Origin of the sequence: Pseudomonas sp. NY15437 (assembly GCF_048068435.1) — a bacterium.
GTDB classification, from domain to species: Bacteria; Pseudomonadota; Gammaproteobacteria; order Pseudomonadales; family Pseudomonadaceae; genus Pseudomonas; species Pseudomonas nitroreducens_B.
The window spans coordinates 32,330-50,194 of record NZ_JBLUQC010000002.1 but is presented as its reverse complement, the minus strand read 5'-3'; the positions used below and the strand labels follow the sequence as shown (position 1 = coordinate 50,194).

The window sequence follows — 17,865 nt, the reverse complement described above, 5'->3', positions numbered from 1 at the left end:
GGCCCCCATGCTCGCTATGCTGGGCGCCGATTTCCCCGCCTGCCCGGAGTCGTGGCGCCATGTCCCGTCGTTTCCCCGTGATCCTCCTGCTGCTCGCCCTGGCGCTCTGGCTGGCTGCCAGCTATGGCCTGCGTTACGGGCTGATGGAGGATGGCCGCTGGGTCGGCATCTGCGCCGACGAGGCCGCGCGCTGGCAGTGCGGTGTGCGCGAGCGCTTGGGCTGGGCGATTCATTTCGCCGTGTTCGGCAAGCTGGCGCTGGGCCTTTCGCTGCTGGCGTTCTTTGCGCCGCGCCAGGCGGGCTGGTGGCTGGCGGTGCTGGCGATGCTGTTCGGCCTGCCGGCGCTGGTGCTCTACAACGCCGGGTTTGCGGTGTTCGCCGTGGTGCTGGCGGGGTTGCGCCTGGTCCGCGCGCAACCGCACTGACTCATGCGCAGCGTTCGGCGCGCAGCCCACGCAGCAGGGCGCCGAGCAAAAGCAGGCTTACCGCCGCCCAACCCAGCGCCTGCAGGTTGCTCAGCCCTTCCAGCGCCAGTTGCGCCGGAATCCCCAGGGCGATGATCAGCGCCAGCAGCAGCGCTTCGCGGCGCGGCGCGGCGACCGACCGGCACAGGTAGACCAGCGCGGGGAACAGCAGGGCGGCGCTGGGGAAGCTGCGGTAGCGCGCATCGAAGACCATCCCCAGCATCAGCACCGCGCCGGCGAAACCGGCGGCCCCCAGCCACAGGCCGGCGCGGCGTTGCAGCCAGGCGAACGCCGACGAGCGCCAGCCTGCCCGAGCCGACAGGGCCAGGCTGACATGCAGCAGCACCAGCAGGTTCAGGCCCGTCAGCGCCGCGGCCCATAGCCATTCGCCCCAGAAGCGGCTGGTGATCGCCGATTGCTCCAGCCACAGGCCGATGCAGCCGCCGCCCAGCGCGCTGGCCAGCGGCAGCAGCACGGCATTGCGCGCAGAACCCGGACGGCCGCCCGCCAGCAGCCCGGCGAGCAGGATCACGCCGGAAAGCCCCAGCCACAGCGGCCAGCCCGGCAGGTTGCTGACCGGCCCGGCAAGCACGCCCTTTTCCTCGCGGTCGGCGCTGAACAGGCCCCAGTAGCCGCCCACGGCGCCTTCGCTCTGGCGCTTCCACGGTTGGTCGAAGGCTTCGATCAGGTTGTAGTGCCAGCCCTTTTCCTCGGCCATGTGCACGAAGCCACGGATGAAGCGCGCCTCGTTGACCCGGCTGGGCAGGGCGGTTTCGCGCTGGCGGCCTTCGCTCGGCCAGCCGGTCTCGCCGATGAGGATGTCCTTGGGCGCGAACTCGCGGCCGAAGTCCTCGCGGATCTTCGCCACGTGGGCGAGGGCGTCGTCGATGCGGGTGGGGTTGTCTTCCCAGTAGGGCAGCAGGTGGATGGTGAGGAAGTCCACCGCCGGGGCGATTTCCGGGTGCTGGTGCCAGAACTCCCAGACGTCGGCATAGGTCACCGGCTGGCGCACCTGGGCCTTCACCTTGTGGATAAGTCCGGCCAGGTAGCGTCCGGTGACTTCCTTGCGCAGCAGGGTCTCGTTGCCGACGATCACCGCCTGGACCACGTCGGGGTACTGGTTGGCGGCCTTGATCAGCGCCTCGACCTCACGTTCGGTGTCCACCGGGTTGGCGTTGACCCAGGCGCCGAGCATGAGCTTGAGCCCATGCTTGCGGGCCAGCGCCGGAATGCCTTCCAGGCCGGTCATCGAATAGGTGCGCACGCATTCGAAGCGCGTCGCCAGCAGGGCCAGGTCCGCGTCCATCTGCTCCGGGCGCAGGACGAAGGGCTGGTCGAAGGGCGATTGGTCCTTGGCGAACGGGCTGTAGGACGCGCACTGCAGCTTGTGCGTGGGCGTCGCCGCGTCCGGCAGGATCACCGGCTTGCCCAGGCCGTACCAGAGGCCGCAGAGGGCGGTCACGGCAAGCAGCAGGGCGAGGCAATAGGGGAGGAGCGGAAAGCGCGAGGACTGGGGCATGGGGGCACGCGAACCGTGACGAGGCGCGCATCTTAGCAACGCCTTCGGCCGCCGTCAGTGCCCACCTGCACCGCCGCTCAGGCGTGGCGGTGAATCCAGTTGTGCACCGGTGCGGCGTCGCCCGCGCCAGCGCCTTCGATACGCTTCCAGAACTTCTCGTGGAAGTGGAAGCCCACGGCGTTGCACAGCGGCTCGACCACCGCCACCAGGCCGCCCACGGTGATGCTGCCGGTCAGCGCGTAGGCGACGCTGAAGGCGATGGTGAAGTGCATCAGGGTGAAGGTGACGGTCTTGAGCATGGTGGCGATCCTCAGGTGAGAATGATTCTCCGTTGCTGAAAGACTACTGCGCCCGTGCCCATTCCGGTAATCGAGCCTCTGCATGGAGACGATAGGCCGGCACCCTCGTCGTGGATGGAAAGGCGCGGTCGTGGATGGACGGGTTCTGTCGCGGATCGGACGGCTTGGCGTCGCTCTCAGAGCAGTTCGCCAGCAGCGTGCGCCGATCATGAAGGGGCGGCCAAGACCGCGAAATGCGCCGGGTTCGCCCAGGCGCGCCGATAAAATCACGGGGAGAAAACCATGCGAATGATGCGACGCCTGTTGGGCCTGGGCGCAGGGCTGGTGCTGTCGGCGGCAGCCGGGCTGGCCACTGCGGCGGCCAAGCCGGAAATCACCATCGGTTACGTGGACGGCTGGTCGGACAGCGTGGCGACCACGCACGTCGCCGCCGAGATCATGCGCGAGAAGCTCGGCTACCAGGTCAAGCTGATGCCGGTGGCGGCCGGGATCATGTGGCAGGGCGTGGCGCGCGGCAAGCTCGACGCCATGCTCTCGGCGTGGCTGCCGGTCACCCACGGCGCCTACTACGACAAGATGAAGGACAAGGTGGTCAACCTGGGCGTGAACTACCCGGGCGCGAAGATCGGCCTGATCGTGCCCGAGTACGTGAAAGCCAACAGCATCGCCGACCTGCAGGCGCAGAAGGCCGACTTCGACGGCCGCATCGTCGGCATCGACGCCGGTGCCGGGGTGATGCTCAAGACCGACCAGGCCATCAAGGACTACGGCCTGGACTACAAACTGGTGGCCAGTTCCGGCAGCGGCATGATCGCCGAGCTGACCCGCGCGGAGAACGACAAGAAGGCCATCGCCGTCACCGGCTGGATTCCGCACTGGATGTTCGCCAAGTGGAAGCTGAAGTTCCTCGAAGACCCGAAAAAGGTCTACGGCGAAGAGGAGCACGTCGACAGCGTCGCCAACCCGGCGCTGGAGAAGAAGGCACCGGAAGTCTGGGCCTTCCTGAAGAAATTCCAGTGGAAGGACGGCCAGGAAATCGGCGAAGTCATGCTCGCCGTGCAGAACGGCGAGAAGCCGGAAGTGGCTGCCAAGAAGTGGGTCGAGGCGCACCCGGATCGGGTGAAGCAATGGCTGTAAGCCGTTAGCGCCAACCCGCCTTCGACACAGAAAAATCCCCCGCGAACCGGAAGGTTCGCGGGGGATTTTTTCATGCGACAGCGTCTATTCCGGGCTTGTTCGCAAAAAACGCGAAACCGGTCCGCCTCCCGCTACGACTAAAGTCGTCTGGAGCGCTTGCAGCGGCGACATAAATTAGGGATCGACGACATCCGCGTCATCCCCGCTGTGAGGACAAGAACAAAATGAACGACAGCATCTACCAGCGGATTGATACCAATCCGCGCTTCAAAGAGTTGGTGGCCAAGCGCGAGCGATTCGCCTGGCTGCTCTCCCTGATCATGTTGGGCCTGTACGTGGTCTTCATCCTGCTCATCGCCTTCCAGCCGCAGCTGCTCGGCGCGAAGATCAGTGCCGATTCGTCCGTCACCTGGGGCATCCCCATGGGCGTCGGGCTGATCCTCTCTGCCTTCGTGCTCACCGGCATCTACGTGCGCCGCGCGAACGGTGAATTCGACCGCCTGAACCAGGAAATCCTCAAGGAGGCCCAGCAATGAAAGGTCGAATCTCAGCGGCCCTCGCTTTGGCCGCATTTGCCCCCGCACTCTGGGCTGACGCCCTCACTGGCGAGGTGCAGCGCCAGCCGCTGAACGTCTCCGCCATCGTCATGTTCGTCGCTTTCGTCGGCCTGACCCTGTGCATCACCTACTGGGCCTCCAAGCGCAGCAAGTCCGCTGCCGACTTCTACACCGCCGGCGGCAGCATCACCGGCTTCCAGAACGGCCTGGCGATCGCCGGCGACTACATGTCCGCCGCGTCCTTCCTGGGCATCTCCGCGCTGGTGTTCACCTCCGGCTACGATGGCCTGATCTACTCCATCGGCTTCCTCGTCGGCTGGCCGATCATCCTCTTCCTGATCGCCGAACGCCTGCGCAACCTGGGCAAGTACACCTTCGCCGACGTGGCCTCCTACCGCTTGAAGCAGAAGGACATCCGTACCCTGTCCGCCTGCGGTTCGCTGGTGGTGGTGGCCTTCTACCTGATCGCGCAGATGGTCGGCGCCGGCAAGCTGATCGAGCTGCTGTTCGGCCTGAACTACCACGTCGCGGTAGTGCTGGTCGGCATCCTGATGGTGCTCTACGTGCTGTTCGGCGGCATGCTCGCCACCACCTGGGTGCAGATCATCAAGGCCGTGCTGCTGCTCTCGGGCGCCACCTTCATGGCGATCATGGTGCTCAAGCACGTCAACTTCGACATCAGCACCCTGTTCTCCGAAGCCATCAAGGTTCACCCCAAGGGTGAGTCGATCATGAGCCCCGGCGGCCTGGTGAAGGACCCGATCTCCGCGTTCTCCCTGGGCTTCGCGCTGATGTTCGGCACCGCCGGCCTGCCGCACATCCTGATGCGCTTCTTCACCGTCAGTGACGCCAAGGAAGCACGCAAGAGCGTGTTCTTCGCCACCGGCTTCATCGGCTACTTCTACATCCTGACCTTCATCATCGGCTTCGGCGCGATCCTGCTGGTCAGCACCAACCCGGACTTCAAGGACGCCACCGGCGCCCTGCTGGGCGGCAATAACATGGCGGCGGTGCACCTGGCCGATGCCGTGGGCGGCAGCCTGTTCCTGGGCTTCATCTCCGCCGTGGCCTTCGCCACCATCCTCGCGGTGGTGGCCGGCCTGACCCTGGCCGGCGCCTCGGCCGTGTCCCATGACCTGTACGCCAGCGTGCTGAAGGGCGGCAAGGCCAACGAGAAGGACGAGCTGCGCGTGTCGAAGATCACCACCGTGTGCCTCGGCGTGGTCGCGATCATCCTCGGCATCCTGTTCGAGAAGCAGAACATCGCCTTCATGGTCGGCCTGGCCTTCTCCATCGCCGCCAGCTGCAACTTCCCGGTGCTGCTGCTCTCCATGTACTGGAAGAAGCTGACCACCCGCGGCGCCAAGATCGGCGGCTGGATGGGCCTGATCACCGCCGTGGTGCTGATGATCCTCGGCCCGACCATCTGGGTGCAGATCCTCGGCCACGAGAAGCCCATCTACCCGTTCGAATACCCGGCACTGTTCTCCATGGCCGTGGCCTTCATCGGTATCTGGTTCTTCTCCATCACCGACAAGTCCACTGCGGCCGACGAAGAGCGCGCGCGCTTCTTCCCGCAGTTCATCCGCTCGCAGACCGGCCTGGGTGCCACGGGCGCCGTCGCCCACTGACAGCCTGAGCTAACCTGCCGGGGCCGGAGGTGGCGACACCTCCGGCCCCGCTTTTTTGACAGGGACGGATGACGGATGTCCGACGATTTCAACTTCGCCTCGCCACCCTTCGACCAGCTCCGCCCGCTGGAGCGCGAGCAGCTGCGCGACGCGCTGAGCGTGGGCTACTACACGGTCGATGAAGTACTGCTGGACGCCGGCGCGCCGGTGCCGTGCCTGTTCGTCGTGCTCAAGGGCGTGATCGAGGAGCGCGGCGAGGACGGCAAGCTGTTCGCCCAGTACGGCGCCGAGGACCTGTTCGACGTGCGCGGGCTGTTCTCCGGCAGCAGCAAGCACCGCTACCAGGCGGTGGAAGAAAGCATCGTCTACGAACTGCCGGCGACGGTGTTCCACCAGCTGTGCGCGGACAACCCGCAGTTCGCCCGCTTCTTCCGCGCGGACCTGGCCAGCAAGCGGCAGCTGGAGCGCCGCGACGGGCAGAACCTCGCCGAATTCATCCTCACCCGCATCGCCCGCGAACACCTGTTGCCGGCCCTTGAAGTGGAGCCTTCGCTGCCTCTGGGCGACGCCGCGCGCCTGCAACTGAGCCGTGGCGCGGACGCCTTGCTGGTGCGCGAGGACGGCGCGCTGGGCATCGTCACCCGCACCGACCTGATGACCGCGCACTTTCGCGACGGCTTCAGCGAGGCGCAACCCATCGGCCCGCTGGCGCACCGCCCGTTGAGCCACGTGGAGCTGGGCGACTTCCTCTTCGACGCGATGATCCTCATGACCCGCCAGCGCATCGAACGGGTGGCGGTGTGCGAGGAGGGTAGGGTGGTCGGCCTGCTGCACCTGACCCAGGTACTCAGCCTGTTTTCCACCCACTCCCATGTGCTGGCGCTGCGTATCGCCCGCGCCGAAAGCGAGGCCGAGCTGCGCGCCGCCGCCGAGACCCTGCACACGCTGATCGCGACCCTGGCGGGCAACGGCATTCGCCTGCGTTTCATCATGCAACTGGTCAGCGCGCTCAACGAACAGCTGCTCGAGCGTCTGTTCGAACTGCAGGTTCCGCCGGTACTGCGCGGCCGTTGCTGCCTGCTGGTGATGGGCAGCGAAGGGCGTGCGGAACAGCTGCTCAAGACCGACCAGGACAACGCGCTGATCCTCGATGACGGCCTGCCGGTGGAGCAGGGGCTGCTGCTGATGCAGCGCTTCTCCGCGGCGCTGCTGGAATTCGGCTATCCGCCGTGCCCCGGCGGGGTCATGGCCAGCCGGCCGGAGTGGTGCAAACCACTGGCCCAGTGGCAGCGCGAGTTGCGCGAGCTGCCATTGCAGGGGCGCCCCGAGCAACTGATGCGCCTGTCGATCCTCGCCGATGCCTGGCCGGTGGCGGGCAACCGGCAGCTTTTCGACGGCCTGCGCGAGTGCCTGAACGCGCTGGCCGGCGACACGGGCCGCTGGATGAGCGACCTGGCCATGCCGGCGCTGCAGTTCGACACGCCGTTGACCTTCCTCGGTCAGCTCAAGACCCAGGACGCGCATTTGGACGTCAAGCGTGGCGGCCTCTTCCCCATCGTCCACGGCGCCCGCGTGCTGGCGGTGCGGCATGGGCTGGAGGAGCGCGGCACCCTCGGCCGCCTGGCTGCCCTGAAAGCGCTCGGGGTGCTGGACGAATCGCTGGCCGATAACCTGGCCGAAACCTTCGAGCTGTTGCTCCAGCTGCGCCTGCGCCAGCAACTGGATGGCCAGCGCGACGGCCGCGTGCAGGGCCTGGATGTATCGCGCCTGAGTCGTCACGAGCGCGACCTGCTGCGCTTCGGGCTGCACACGGTGAAGAAGTTCAAGCAGAGCCTGACCCGCCAATTCCACCTGGAGACCCGATGAACGCCTGCGTTGCTGCACCCGATCCGCACTGGTCCGCCTGGCGCCGCCGCCTGTACTGGTGGCGGCACGACCCGGCGCAGGCGCAAGAGCTGGTGTCGCTGGACCTGGAAACCACCAGCCTCGACCCGCGCAAGGCCGACATCCTCAGCATCGGCGCGGTGGTGATCCGCCATGGCAAGCTGATCCTCGGCGAGCGCCTGGAGCTGCTGGTGGAGCCGCCGCCGTCGCTGGACGGGGAGTCGATCCGCATCCACAAGCTTCGCCGCGCCGACCTCGAAGGCCAGCTGCCGCTGGTGGAGGCGCTGCGTCGGGTGCAGGCCTTCGTCGGCGAGCGGCCGCTGCTGGGGTATTACCTGTCCTTCGACGTCGCCGTACTGCGTCGCCACCTGCGCGAGCAGCTCGGCGCGCGGCTGGACAACCCGCGGGTGGAGGTCTCGGAGATCTACCACCGCAAGATGAGCCGGCGCTTCCCCGACCTGCACCTGGACCTGCGCTTCGACACCCTGGCGCGGAATCTGGATATCCCCATCGAAGGCCGCCACACCGCCATCGGCGACGCGCGCACCGCCGCGCTGATGTTCCTGCGCCTGCGCAAGGGCTCGCTGCCGCGCGACCTGAGCTGAGGCCGACCCTGCGCAGATTCTTTGAATCTTCCTGTCGCCGTCCCGGTCGGTATCTACAAGCGCTGGCCAATCGCATCCCGCGAGCCATCGCCCCTCGTCGACTGAAAGAGGAGAGACGATATGGGACTCGGGACTATCCTGTTGATCATCCTGATCTTGATGCTGATCGGCGGCCTGCCGGTCTTCCCCCACTCGCGCAACTGGGGTTACGGCCCCTCGGGCGTGATCGGCGTGGTGCTGGTCGTGCTGCTGGTGTTGCTGTTGCTCGGGAGGATCTGACCGAGCTTCGCTGAGAGCATCGCGGATGAATCCGCTCCTACGAAAAGCACTGAGTCGTGCGTAGGAGCGGACTCCGTCCGCGATCGCTCGACCCTCGCCGCAGCTTTAAACGTTCCCCGCCTTTGTCACCGCGCCGATACGCCACAGGGTGATTCGTCGCACATCCCATCGCCAAGACCTGCACTACCATACTGGGCCTTTGCCATCAGGGAGTCGTAGGGATGCTCGGTGTTGTACTGCTTGTACTGGGCGTGGTGTGGTTGCTCGTCCAGTGCGGGTTGGGCCTGCCGCCGCTGGCCGAAGCCATGACCCTGGACCCGGTTGCCAACCCGCATCGCTATTGGCAGTTCGCCTTCCTTGGCCCGGCCATTCCCCTGGCGCTGGGCGTGTTCCTGCTGCGCTACCGCATCAGCGGCTTCGCCCAGCTCAAGCGCGAGCGCTTCAACTGCGCCGCCCACCTGCTCGTCTGTGCCGGCATCGCCCTGGTGCTGGGAAAACTCTGCGTGCTGCTCCAGGCCTGATCCGCGCTGGTGCGCCGGCGGTTTGCCGGGGGCATTCAGCGCCCTGATTTCGCCGCTGGAGGCTGAAAGCCTTGGTTACACTTCGGGCCACAGTGGTCGACATGTCCTTGTCGACCCTCCGTCCCGAACACGACAAGAAAAGGCAGACCTCCCCTATGCAAAATCGCATCATGATCACCGGCGCCGGTTCCGGCCTCGGACGCGAAATCGCCCTGCGCTGGGCCCGCGAGGGCTGGAAGCTGGCGCTGGCCGACGTCAACGAGGCAGGCCTGCAGGAAACCCTCAAGCTGGTGCGCGAGGCCGGCGGCGACGGCTTCACCCAGCGCTGCGACGTGCGCGACTACAGCCAGCTGACCCAGTTGGCGCAGTCCTGCGAAGAGAAATTCGGCGGCATCGACATCATCGTCAACAATGCCGGCGTCGCCTCCGGCGGCTTCTTCAGCGAATTGTCGCTGGAGGACTGGGACTGGCAGATCTCGATCAACCTGATGGGCGTGGTCAAGGGCTGCAAGGCCTTCCTGCCGCTGCTGGAAAAGAGCAAGGGGCGCATCATCAACATCGCCTCCATGGCCGCGCTGATGCAGGGCCCGGCGATGAGCAACTACAACGTCGCCAAGGCCGGCGTGGTGGCGCTCTCGGAAAGCCTGCTGGCCGACCTCAGCCTGGTGGACGTGAAGGTGCACGTGGTCTGCCCGTCGTTCTTCCAGACCAACCTGCTGGACTCCTTCCGCGGCCCCAGCCCGGAAATGAAGACCCAGGTGGGCAAGCTGCTGGAAAGCTCGCCGATCAGCGCCGCCGACATCGCCGACTACATCCACCAGGAAGTCGCCCGCGACGTGTTCATGATCCTGCCCCACGAGCAGGGCCGTCTGGCCTGGCAGATCAAGCAGCAGAACCCCCAGGCGCTGTACGACGAGATGGCGAAGATGGCGGAGAAGATGCAGGCCAAGCGCCGCAGCCTGGGCTGAGAAGCGGATGACGATCTGCTGCGCGTCGGCACGGCGGTGCCTTGTTCCGCTCCGGCTCGCACGCTCGCTCGGCAGGTTTTGACGTAGAAATTTGCCCCCTTTCGGTGCAGTGAAAGAGAGGGCTTGCCCAGCTCGGTGCAAAGGGTTAGTTTTAGTCACCGGCCTGCCTGGCTGATGTACGTTGGACCCCGGTGAAAGCCCCGCGAATGTCGCGGGGCTTTTGCTTTTTCGGGCTACTGCGCAGCGTCGGGGATTCGCGCTTTGCGCGATGCCAGGCCTGTGTTAGAAGGCACCGGTGTCATTGAAGGAATCACCTGCTTGCACTCCGAATCCATCGTCTATGGCTGCATCCGCGACTGGCCCGGCGACTCGATGGAGCGCCGCCTGCGCCGCGCCGCCAACCGCAAGGTGCTCGACAGCCTGCCCATGGGCGAAGCCTGGCCGTTCCTCGGCCGCGAGATGTTCAGCCGCTGCGAGACCGAAGGCGCGGGCCTTTACCAGTCCCAGGTGATCCATTTCGGCGCCAGCTACCCGGCCATCGAGTACGAGTGGAAGCTCTGGGTCGAACAGTTCGAAGCGTTGCTGCGCCGCCTCTACTGGGCCAGCGCGGTGGTGCACCTGGAAACGGAAGTGAACGGCAGCCACACCTTCCGCTGGGAGTCCGAGAACGGCTTCCACAGCCCGCGCGAAGGCGAGTTGAAAGTGCGCTGCGCCTGGGAACGCGAGGGCGGTCTGCGCGGCTGAACTCTCGCGACTGCCCTTCAAGAGAAGATCGCTGTGATCAATTACCTCTGGTTCGTCCTTGCCGCGTTCTGCGAGATCGCCGGCTGCTATGCCTTCTACCTTTGGCTGCGCCTGGACAGGAGCGCCCTGTGGATCATCCCCGGCCTGCTCAGCCTGACGCTGTTCGCGCTGCTGCTCACCCGCGTCGAGGCGAACTACGCCGGGCGCGCCTATGCCGCGTACGGTGGCATCTACGTCGCCGCCTCGCTGTTCTGGCTGGCCTTCGTGGAAAAGAGCCGCCCGCTGTGGAGCGACTGGGTGGGCGTGGCGCTGTGCGTGATTGGCGCCAGCGTCGTGCTGCTCGGACCGCGCCTCGCGCCTTGAGCGGGATTCCGAAGGCCGTATAAAGCGTTCCGCGTTAAGCGCCCGACGTCGCCCGCGCTCCGGCCAAACCTGTAGGAGCGAGCTTGCTCGCGAACGGAATGACCGGCGGCGACGGAGCGGTCGGTGAGCCTCTCGCGCTCTGATCCGCCGTTCAGCAGTCGGCGGATAACGCCGCGGGCGTTATGTACCCTACGTTCTGGTTATGCATGCCTCGACGTTTGTGGTGAACACCCTCTCCCTAACCCTCTCCCTTCAGGGAGAGGGTTAGGGAGAGGGGAGGAGTTGACCCACACGCCGAAGTCGCGGCTGAAACCGTTCCGACAACAGGCCCAGGCTCACCCACTGGCTCACTCCTCCAGCCATTCCCTCGGCACTTCGCGCTTGAGCATCAGCTGGCACTGCTGGCTTTCCGGGTCGAAGACGATCACCGCCTCGCCGCGCTTGAGCGCATGGCGGGCGCGTTCCACGCGCACGTCCAGCGGCGTGTCGTCGCCGTTGTCGGTGCCTTCGCGGGTGACGAAGTCTTCCAGCAGGTTGTTGAGGGTGTCGGCTTCGATGAGCTCAAAGGGAATCAGCATGGCGGGTACTCGCAAATCGCAGCGCAGGATTGTAGTCCCGCGCTGCGCTGCGCGCAGCTTCACTTCTTGCCCTTGTCCGCATCCTTGCCCTTGTCGGACGCCCCATCGCTGCTGTCGATCAGCTCGTCCACCGGCGGTACGTGGGTAGTGCTTTCCATGTGGACCGGATGCTCCAGTTGCTTGCTGAAGCGCTCCAGCGTGCCCTCGCTGGGTTCCGCGTCGCTGTCGAATACTGGCGGGCTGAGCATGTAGGCGGTCAGCAGTTTCGCCAGGGCGGCGAGGCTGTCGATGTGGGTGCGCTCGTAGCCGTGGGTGGCGTCGCAGCCGAAGGCCAGCAGGGCGGTGCGGATGTCGTGGCCGGCGGTGATCGCCGACTGCGCGTCGCTGTGGTAGTAGCGGAACAGGTCGCGCCGCACCGCCACCTCGTGGCGTTCGCCCAGGCGCAGCAGATGGCGGGAGAGATGGAAGTCATACGGCCCGCCGGAGTCCTGCAGGGCCACGCTGACCGCGTGCTCGCTGGAGTTCTGCCCCTCGGCCACCGGGGCGATGTCGATGCCGACGAACTCGCTGACGTCCCAGGGCAGTGCGCCAGCTGCGCCGGAGCCGATTTCCTCGGTGATGGTGAACAGTGGATGGCAGTCGATGGGCGGCACCTGGCCGCTCTCCACGATGGCCTTCAACGAGGCCAGCAGCGCGGCGACGCCGGCCTTGTCGTCGAGGTGACGGGCGCTGATGTGGCCGCTCTCGGTGAATTCCGGCAGCGGGTCGAAGGCGACGAAATCGCCGATGGCCACGCCCAGGGATTCGCTGTCGGCGCGGCTGGCGGTGTAGGTGTCCAGGCGCAGTTCGACGTGGTCCCAGCTGATCGGCAAGGTGTCCACGGCGGTATTGAAGGCATGCCCGGAGGCCATCAGCGGCAGCACGCTGCCGCGGAATACGCCGTTCTCGCAGAACACCGTGACCCGGCTGCCCTCGGCGAAGCGGCTCGACCAGCAACCCACCGGCGCCAGGGCCAGGCGGCCGTTGGGCTTGATCTCGCGGACGATGGCGCCGATGGTGTCCAGGTGCGCCGAGACCGCGCGGTCCGGGCTCTTGCGCCGTCCCAGCAGGGTCGCGCGGATGGTCCCGCGGCGGGTCATCTCGAAGGGCACGCCGATCTCTTCCAGGCGCTCGGCGACGTAGCGCACGATGGTGTCGGTGAAGCCGGTGGGGCTGGGGATGGCGAGCATTTCCAGCAGCACGCGCTGCAGGTAGTTCAGGTCCGGTTGGGGCAGTTGGCTCATGCCGGGGCCTCCACGTTGGGGTGTGGCTGGTCACGGTTGTCGCGGTGCAGCAATTCCCGGCTGAGCGGGAAGAGCAGGTCGACGAAGCGTTCGGCGGTGGGCTGCGGCTCGTGGTTGGCCAGCCCGGGCCGCTCGTTGGCTTCGATGATCACGTAGTCCGGCTGGTCGGCCTCGGTGACCAGCAGATCGAGGCCGGTGACCGGAATCTCCAGCGCCCGCGCGGCGCGGATGGCGGCGTCCGCCAGCGTCGGGTGCAGGCGCTCGGTGACGTCCTCCAGCACGCCGCCGGTGTGCAGGTTGGCGGTTCGCCGCACGGCCAGGCGCTGGCCGCTGGGCAGCACGTCGTCGTAGCCGAAGCCGGCAGCGGCCAGGGTGCGCTCGGTTTCGCCGTCCAGCGGGATGCGGCTTTCACCGCCGGTGGCGGCCTGGCGACGGCGGCTCTGCGCCTCGATCAGCTTGCGGATGCTGTGCCGGCCATCGCCGATCACCTCGGCGGGGCGGCGGATCGCGGCGGCCACCACTTCATAGCCGATCACCACGATGCGCAGGTCCTGGCCGTCGTGATAGCTCTCGAGGATGACCCGGCTGTCGAACTGCCGGGCATGGGCGATGGCGTTTTCCACTTCCTCCGCGGTGCGCAGGTCCACGGCCACGCCCTGGCCCTGTTCACCATCCACCGGCTTGACCACCAGCGCGCCGTGCTCCGCGAGAAACGCGGCGTTCTCCTGCGCGCTGCCGGCCAGGCGCTGCTGTGGCTGGCGCAGGCCGGCGCGGTCGAGGGCGCGGTGGGTGAGGGTCTTGTCCTGGCACAGGCTCATGCTCACGGCGCTGGTGAGGTCGCTCAGGGACTCGCGGCAGCGGATGCGCCGGCCGCCCTGGGTGAGGGTGAAGAGGCCGGCGTCGGCGTCCTGTACCTGCACCTCGATGCCGCGCCGATGGGCCTCGTCGACGATGATCCGGGCGTAGGGATTGAGCCCTTCTTCCGGGCCGGGGCCGAGGAACAGCGACTGGTTGATGCCGTTCTTGCACTTCACCGCGAAGGTCGGCAGCTCGCGGAAGCGCAGCTTGCGATAGAGGGACTTGGCCTGCTGGTTGCCATGCAGCACCGACAGGTCGAGGTAGGCCAGGCCGCGGCTCATGAAGTGCTCGATGAGGTGGCGCACCAGCGCTTCGCCCACTCCCGGCCGGCTGGATTGCGGGTCCACCGCCAGGCACCAGAGGCTGGAGCCGCCCTCCGGATCGCGGAACGCCTTGGCGTGGTTGATGCCCATGACGGTGCCGATCACCGTGCCGGTCTCGGCGTCTTCGGCCAGCCAGTAGGCCGGGCCGCCCTGGTGGCGCGGGGTGACCTTGGCCGGGTCGACCGGCAGCATGCCGCGCGACAGGTACAGGCGGTTGATCGCCGCCCAGTCGTCGTCGCTGTGCACGCGGCGGATGCGGAAGCCACGGAAGGGCCGGCGCGCGGGGCGGTAATCGGTGAACCACAGACGCAGCGCGTCGGAGGGGTCGAGGAACAGTTGCTGCGGCGCATGGGCCAGCACCTGCTGCGGCGCGGCGACGTAGAGCGCAATGTCGCGCTCGCCCGGCTGCTCGTTGAGCAACTCGGCGGCGAGTGTTTCCGCATTGGGGAAGGTGTGGCCGATCAGCAGGCGCCCCCAGCCGCATTGCAGGATCAGCGGGCCGTGGCTTTGCGCATGCTCGCCGGCCAGGCGCGCCTGCAGCCGCTCGTAGGTCGGTGCCTGGCCGCGCAGCAGGCGCTGGTTGTGGGGGTGGGGCAGGTTGGAATGGGGTTTCATCGTGCGCTCCCTGATAAGGCATCTGTCCTGGGCGGTTGGGAAAGGCGGCGTCGTACCCGACGCCCCCGGGCTCTAGAGGCCTTGTTCCGTCAGCCAGAGGTTGAGGGCCGCCAACTGCCACAACTTGGAGCCACGCAGCGGGGTGAGGTCGCTTGCCGGGTCGCTGAGCAGGCGGTCGAACATCGCCGTCTCGAACAGTCCACGGTCCTGGCTCGGGTCCAGCAACAGCTCGCTGACCCAGGCGCGGGTATTGCCTTGCAGGTGCTTGAGGCCGGGCACCGGGAAGTAGCCCTTGGGCCGGTCGATCACTTCGCTGGGGATGACCTTGCGCGCGGCGGCCTTGAGCACCTGCTTGCCGCCATCGCCGAGCTTGAAGCGCGACGGAATGCGCGCCGACAGCTCGGCTACGCGGTAGTCCAGGAACGGCACGCGGGCCTCCAGGCCCCAGGCCATGGTCATGTTGTCCACGCGCTTGACCGGGTCGTCCACCAGCATGATGGTGCTGTCCAGGCGCAGGGCCTTGTCCACCGGGTCCTGCGCGCCGGGCTGGGCGAAGTGCTCGCGGACGAACTCGCTGGCCACGTCCTCCACCCGCATCGCTTCGCGCACGGTGGCGAGGTATTCGCCGTGGCTTCGGTCGAAGAATGCGGCGCGGTAGGCCTGCAGCGGGTCCTTGGCGCCGGCGACTTTCGGGTACCAGTGGTAGCCGGCGAACAGCTCGTCGGCGCCCTGGCCGCTCTGCACCACCTTGCAGTGTTTGGAAACCTCCCGCGAGAGCAGGTAGAAGGCGATGCAGTCGTGGCTGACCATCGGCTCGCTCATGGCGCGGAAGGCCGCGGGCAGTTGCGCGATCACTTCGTTTTCGTCGATGCGCAGCTGGTGATGGCGGGTGCCATAGCGCCGGGCGATCAGGTCGGAGTACTGGAATTCGTCGCCGCGCTCGCCGCCGGCATCCTCGAAGCCGATGGAGAAGGTCAGCAGGTCCTCGACGCCGGCCTCGTGCAGCAGGCCCACCAGCAGGCTGGAGTCCACCCCGCCGGAGAGCAGCACGCCGACTTCGCGGGCGGCGCGCTGGCGCACGCTCACGGCGTCGCGCAGGCTGGCGAGCAGGCGGTCTTCCCAGTCGTCCAGGGTCAGCTCGCGCTCATCGGGCAGCGGGCCGTAGTCCAGGTTCCACCAGCGCCGGCGCTCGGTGTGGCCATTGGCGTCGATGCTCATCCAGGTGGCCGGCGGCAGTTTCTGCACGCCGGCCAGCAGGGTGCGCGGCGCTGGGACCACGGCGTGGAAGTTGAGGTAGTGGTTGAGCGCCACCGGGTCCAGGGTCGGGTCGATGTCACCGCCCTTGAGCAGCGCCGGCAGGCTGGAGGCGAAGCGCAGGCGCTTGCCGGTCTGCGACAGGTACAGCGGCTTGATGCCGAGACGGTCGCGGGCGATGAACAGGCGCCGTTTGTCGCGTTCCCAGATGGCGAAGGCGAACATGCCATTGAGGCGTGGCAATAGTTGTTCGCCCCAGGCGTGGTATCCCTTGAGCAGGACTTCGGTATCGCCTCCGGAAAAGAAGCGGTAGCCCAGGGCTTCCAGCTCGCTGCGTAGCTCGGGGTAGTTGTAGATTGCCCCATTGAACACCAGCGACAGGCCCAGCGCGGTGTCGATCATCGGCTGACCCGAGGCTTTGGCCAGGTCCATGATCTTCAGCCGCCGGTGCCCCAGGGCCACCGGCCCTTCGCTGTGGAAGCCCCAGGCATCGGGGCCCCGGGGGGCGAGGTGATGGGTGATGCGTTCGACTGCGGCGAGGTCCGCAGCCTGGTTATCGAAACGTAGTTCTCCTGCTATTCCGCACATGTCCTTACCGGATCTCCGTTGGGGATGAAGTGGGTGGCGTCTCACGGGCGCCTTAGGGGATGACCCGGCGATCTGGCGAGAGTTCTATTTGATTTCATTGAGGAAAAGTGACGAAGCAGCAGGTGGACTGAGATGGCCGAGAGCAAGACTTCGACGCGCAACGCCCATGCACTCGCGATGTTGCAGGCCTTGAGACGGCTGCAGCAGGCGGCGGAAGTGCACTCCAAGAGCCTGGGCCGTGACGGCGAGCTGACGCCGCTGCAGCTGCTGATCCTGCAGGTGGTCGATCTCGAAGGGGAAATTACCGCTGGTCAGTTGGCGCGGCAGGTGGCGCTGTCGCAGTCCTCGATTTCCAGCGCGCTGACCCGCCTGGAAAGCAAGGGCCTGCTCAGTCGGCGGCGCGACGAGGACGACCGCCGCAAGCAGTGGCTGAGCCTGGCCGCCGCCGGCCAACGGGCGCTCAAGTACGGTCCGGCGTTACTGCCCGAGCATGCGCTGGAGCGTTTCGCCGGGCTGCCGGAGTGGGAGCAGCACGCCATTCTCGCCGGCCTGCTGCGCGCGGCCGAGCTGTTCGAAACCCCCGGCGCCGGCGCCGAGGAGGAAGAGTGCTAGGGCGCTAGGCGCTTACCAGTTTCTGCGCGGCCAGCGACAGGCTCACCGCCACCAGCATCAGGGCGAACAGGCGCTGCAGCGTTGCCCCGCCCAGGCGTACCGCCAGGCGATTGCCGAACAGCACGCCGAGGGCGCCGCCGGCCGCCAGGCACGCCAGCAAGGGCAGCGGCGGCTGCGCATGGGTGAGGTACAGCAGGAAGCCGCCACCGGATACCAGCGCGATGACCGCCATGGACGTCGCCGTCGCCGCCAGCATCGACAGCGGCGTGAACCACAGCAGCCCCGGCACGATGAGGAAGCCGCCGCCTACGCCCATCAGGCCGGACAGCAACCCCACCGCCAACCCCACCCCCAGCAGCGGCGCGTTGCGCATCGGCTTGTCGCCCGTGCGTGGCTGGCCCGAGCCCTGCCACATGCGCCAGGCCGACCACAGCACCAGCAGGCAGAAGCCGACGATCAGCCAGGCGTCCGGCACGAACTTGCCCAGCCACTGACCCACGGCGTTGCCCGGCCAGCCGGTGATCACCAGCCAGAACAGCGGCTTCCACGCCACCTGCCCCTGGCGTGCACGCGGCACGGCGCCGATGGCTGCCGACAGCGCCACGGCACCGAGGCTGACGCCGATGGCGTCGTGCAGCGGCAGGTGCAGGCTGAGCAGCAGGGGCAGGGCCACCAGCGAGCCGCCGGCGCCGGTAAGCCCCAGCAGCAGCCCGAGGATCAGGCCGATGGCGGAGGATTCGAACAGCAGTGCATCCATGTCGGTGGTCCGCTCTGGAAGCTGGC

Annotated in this window: 19 protein-coding genes; 12 read left to right on the top strand and 7 right to left on the bottom strand. The window is 67.1% G+C overall.

The features are described 5' to 3' along the window. The first annotated feature begins 59 nt into the window (after positions 1-59). Positions 60-425, top strand: a complete 366-nt coding sequence (locus ACNFIA_RS04225; RefSeq protein WP_259753614.1) for a hypothetical protein — start codon at positions 60-62, stop codon at positions 423-425. A gap of 1 nt (position 426) precedes the next feature. Here the strand turns inward: ACNFIA_RS04225 and ACNFIA_RS04220 are convergent, their stop codons facing one another. Together ACNFIA_RS04220 and ACNFIA_RS04215 are read right to left on the bottom strand one after the other, a co-directional pair. Further along, positions 427-1,983, bottom strand: a complete 1,557-nt coding sequence (locus tag ACNFIA_RS04220) for a beta (1-6) glucans synthase (RefSeq protein ID WP_416783083.1) — start codon at positions 1,981-1,983, stop codon at positions 427-429. A 77-nt stretch (positions 1,984-2,060) separates the two neighbouring features. Further along, positions 2,061-2,282 (bottom strand): DUF2061 domain-containing protein, encoded by a 222-nt coding sequence (locus tag ACNFIA_RS04215; protein ID WP_416783081.1) that lies wholly within the window; start codon positions 2,280-2,282, stop codon positions 2,061-2,063. 282 nt (positions 2,283-2,564) lie between these two features. Between ACNFIA_RS04215 and ACNFIA_RS04210 the strand changes: the two genes are divergently transcribed. The 10 genes from ACNFIA_RS04210 to ACNFIA_RS04165 all read left to right on the top strand — a co-directional run bounded on the left by ACNFIA_RS04210 (position 2,565) and on the right by ACNFIA_RS04165 (position 10,971). Next, a complete protein-coding gene (locus ACNFIA_RS04210; protein ID WP_259753619.1) occupies positions 2,565-3,419 on the top strand; it encodes a glycine betaine ABC transporter substrate-binding protein in 855 nt (284 codons plus the stop codon). Positions 3,420-3,643: 224 nt separating this feature from the next. Beyond that, positions 3,644-3,955, top strand: a complete 312-nt coding sequence (locus tag ACNFIA_RS04205) for a DUF485 domain-containing protein (RefSeq protein ID WP_024763446.1) — start codon at positions 3,644-3,646, stop codon at positions 3,953-3,955. Then, the gene (locus tag ACNFIA_RS04200; protein ID WP_259753622.1) at positions 3,952-5,607 is read left to right on the top strand and encodes a cation acetate symporter; all 1,656 of its coding nucleotides are present in this window, start codon (positions 3,952-3,954) and stop codon (positions 5,605-5,607) included. The genes ACNFIA_RS04205 and ACNFIA_RS04200 overlap by 4 nt, the downstream gene beginning before the upstream one ends. Positions 5,608-5,682: 75 nt before the next feature. After that, on the top strand, positions 5,683-7,473 hold the full coding sequence (locus tag ACNFIA_RS04195; protein ID WP_416783078.1) for a DUF294 nucleotidyltransferase-like domain-containing protein: 1,791 nt from the start codon (positions 5,683-5,685) through the stop codon (positions 7,471-7,473). Continuing rightward, positions 7,470-8,096, top strand: a complete 627-nt coding sequence (locus tag ACNFIA_RS04190; protein WP_416783076.1) for a 3'-5' exonuclease — start codon at positions 7,470-7,472, stop codon at positions 8,094-8,096. The genes ACNFIA_RS04195 and ACNFIA_RS04190 overlap by 4 nt, the downstream gene beginning before the upstream one ends. Before the next feature lie 120 nt (positions 8,097-8,216). Continuing rightward, the gene (locus ACNFIA_RS04185) at positions 8,217-8,375 is read left to right on the top strand and encodes a DUF3309 family protein (protein WP_017522017.1); all 159 of its coding nucleotides are present in this window, start codon (positions 8,217-8,219) and stop codon (positions 8,373-8,375) included. 221 nt (positions 8,376-8,596) lie between these two features. Beyond that, positions 8,597-8,896: a hypothetical protein gene (locus ACNFIA_RS04180; RefSeq protein WP_416783075.1), complete on the top strand. Its 300-nt coding sequence runs from the start codon at positions 8,597-8,599 to the stop codon at positions 8,894-8,896. Positions 8,897-9,051: 155 nt separating this feature from the next. Then, positions 9,052-9,864 carry an SDR family oxidoreductase gene (locus ACNFIA_RS04175; RefSeq protein ID WP_416783074.1) on the top strand — a complete coding sequence of 271 codons (813 nt, stop codon included), beginning with the start codon at positions 9,052-9,054 and terminating at the stop codon, positions 9,862-9,864. Between the two features lie 318 nt (positions 9,865-10,182). Then, positions 10,183-10,608, top strand: a complete 426-nt coding sequence (locus tag ACNFIA_RS04170) for a hypothetical protein (RefSeq protein ID WP_259753632.1) — start codon at positions 10,183-10,185, stop codon at positions 10,606-10,608. Between the two features lie 33 nt (positions 10,609-10,641). After that, positions 10,642-10,971, top strand: coding sequence for a YnfA family protein (locus tag ACNFIA_RS04165; protein WP_416783072.1), 330 nt, complete (start codon positions 10,642-10,644; stop codon positions 10,969-10,971). Between the two features lie 347 nt (positions 10,972-11,318). Here the strand turns inward: ACNFIA_RS04165 and ACNFIA_RS04160 are convergent, their stop codons facing one another. The 4 genes from ACNFIA_RS04160 to ACNFIA_RS04145 all read right to left on the bottom strand — a co-directional run bounded on the left by ACNFIA_RS04160 (position 11,319) and on the right by ACNFIA_RS04145 (position 16,470). After that, a complete protein-coding gene (locus tag ACNFIA_RS04160) occupies positions 11,319-11,549 on the bottom strand; it encodes a YheU family protein (RefSeq protein ID WP_416783070.1) in 231 nt (76 codons plus the stop codon). Between the two features lie 59 nt (positions 11,550-11,608). Further along, entirely contained in the window at positions 11,609-12,832 is a 1,224-nt protein-coding gene (locus ACNFIA_RS04155; protein ID WP_416783069.1) for an osmoprotectant NAGGN system M42 family peptidase, read from the bottom strand. Continuing rightward, positions 12,829-14,628 carry an N-acetylglutaminylglutamine synthetase gene (gene ngg, locus ACNFIA_RS04150; RefSeq protein WP_416783067.1) on the bottom strand — a complete coding sequence of 600 codons (1,800 nt, stop codon included), beginning with the start codon at positions 14,626-14,628 and terminating at the stop codon, positions 12,829-12,831. The genes ACNFIA_RS04155 and ngg overlap by 4 nt, the downstream gene beginning before the upstream one ends. Before the next feature lie 72 nt (positions 14,629-14,700). Beyond that, positions 14,701-16,470, bottom strand: a complete 1,770-nt coding sequence (locus ACNFIA_RS04145) for an N-acetylglutaminylglutamine amidotransferase (RefSeq protein ID WP_416783065.1) — start codon at positions 16,468-16,470, stop codon at positions 14,701-14,703. Between the two features lie 132 nt (positions 16,471-16,602). Here ACNFIA_RS04145 and ACNFIA_RS04140 point away from each other — a divergent pair, with 132 nt between their 5' ends. Then, positions 16,603-17,082 carry a MarR family winged helix-turn-helix transcriptional regulator gene (locus ACNFIA_RS04140; RefSeq protein WP_259753644.1) on the top strand — a complete coding sequence of 160 codons (480 nt, stop codon included), beginning with the start codon at positions 16,603-16,605 and terminating at the stop codon, positions 17,080-17,082. A 4-nt stretch (positions 17,083-17,086) separates the two neighbouring features. On the opposite strand, the gene ACNFIA_RS04135 is transcribed toward ACNFIA_RS04140, so the two are convergent. Then, positions 17,087-17,839, bottom strand: a complete 753-nt coding sequence (locus tag ACNFIA_RS04135) for a sulfite exporter TauE/SafE family protein (protein WP_416783064.1) — start codon at positions 17,837-17,839, stop codon at positions 17,087-17,089. Positions 17,840-17,865: the final 26 nt, after the last annotated feature.